Annotated in this window: 1 protein-coding gene; it reads left to right on the forward strand. The window is 61.4% G+C overall.

Annotated elements, in window-relative coordinates; genetic code table 11:
• Window positions 1-177 precede the first annotated feature (177 nt).
• On the forward strand, window positions 178-1,008 hold the full coding sequence (locus tag BGE01nite_RS29225) for a hypothetical protein (RefSeq protein WP_170267147.1): 831 nt from the start codon (window positions 178-180) through the stop codon (window positions 1,006-1,008).
• Window positions 1,009-1,268: the final 260 nt, after the last annotated feature.

Consider the following 1,268-nt stretch of genomic DNA (forward strand, 5'->3'; position numbering starts at 1 on the left):
CTGGGCGGGGGGGAGGTTCGTCGGTGATGGATGAATGGAGTATTTGTTTTTTGTGTGGCTTTTTGTTAGGTGGAAATGAGAGGTGCGGGGGGGGATGGGGAGATCACCTGACCTGATGCTTCGGTCAGCGTGACTCGGCAGGAGCGGAGGATGATTCGAATGCGAAAAAGGGGTGCTATGAAGATACCATCCACCTACCTCACCACCCTGGCTGCCCTGACTCTCGCTTTCACGGGCGTGAACGCGCAGACCAGCTCCAGCAACACGACCGGCGGCACGACCGTCGGGGGAAACACCACTGGCGGCGCGACCACCGGCGGCACGGTCAATATTGAAGGCAAAAACTTCAACAAGGCCACGATCGACAACTCGACCAAGGGCGGCACGACGACCGGTGGCAGCACCACGGGCGGCGCGACGACGGGCGGCAATGCTTCGTCATCAGGCAGCACCTCGGGGTCCACCTCAGGCAGCGCGACGAGCAACACCACCGGCGGGACGACCGTGGGTGGCAACACGACCGGTGGCGCGACCACGGGCGGCAGTGTGAACACCACCACGCCTGACAAGACGAAAGGCAGCAGCGCTGATGCTCCAGGCCGGAACAAGGACCGCACGTCCCCTCCTGGCAACTCGCAGAACTACAACAAGGCCACCATCGATGGTTCATCTGGCAGTGTGGAAGGCAAGAACTTCAACAAGGCCACGATCAACAACTCGACCACCGGCGGCACGACCACGGGCGGTAACACCACCGGCGGCGCGACGACTGGCGGCAGTGCCACCTCGTCCGGCTCTGGCAGTGCCACGAGCAACACGACCGGCGGCACGACCGTGGGCGGCAACACCACCGGTGGCTCCACCACAGGCGGGACGCTGAATGTGGAAGGCAAGAACTTCAACAAGGCCACGATCAACAACTCCACCACCGGCGGCACGACCACGGGTGGCAGCACCACGGGCGGCGCAACGACCGGCGGCAGTGCGACAAGCACCCCGAAGAAGTAAGCAGCGCGGCCTCACCTAACTCATAACATGAACCAAGCCGGGGGATGTGAAGTCCTCCGGCTTCTTTTTTGGGATGAGTGATGAGGGTTCAAAGTTTAAAGTTGGAGAGGTGGGCGAAGACTCATCACTTTGAACTTAGACGGGTTGTTTGTTAGGCTGGGCTCTGGGTGGCTGCGCTGGCCTCGGTCTGAGCTTTACCCAGAAGTTGATCTGGCGCAGGAATCTTGCTGACCAGAAAGCCCGTGGAGCGCGGACTAAAG

Origin of the sequence: Prosthecobacter gellanilyticus (genome assembly GCF_007992435.1) — a bacterium.
In the GTDB taxonomy this organism is placed as follows: Bacteria; Verrucomicrobiota; Verrucomicrobiia; order Verrucomicrobiales; family Verrucomicrobiaceae; genus Prosthecobacter; species Prosthecobacter gellanilyticus.

Bases quoted from the DNA above. Each gene is read 5' to 3' on its own strand.
- BGE01nite_RS29225 (WP_170267147.1), top strand. From the start codon at position 178: ATGAAGATACCATCCACCTACCTCACCACCCTGGCTGCCCTGACTCTC.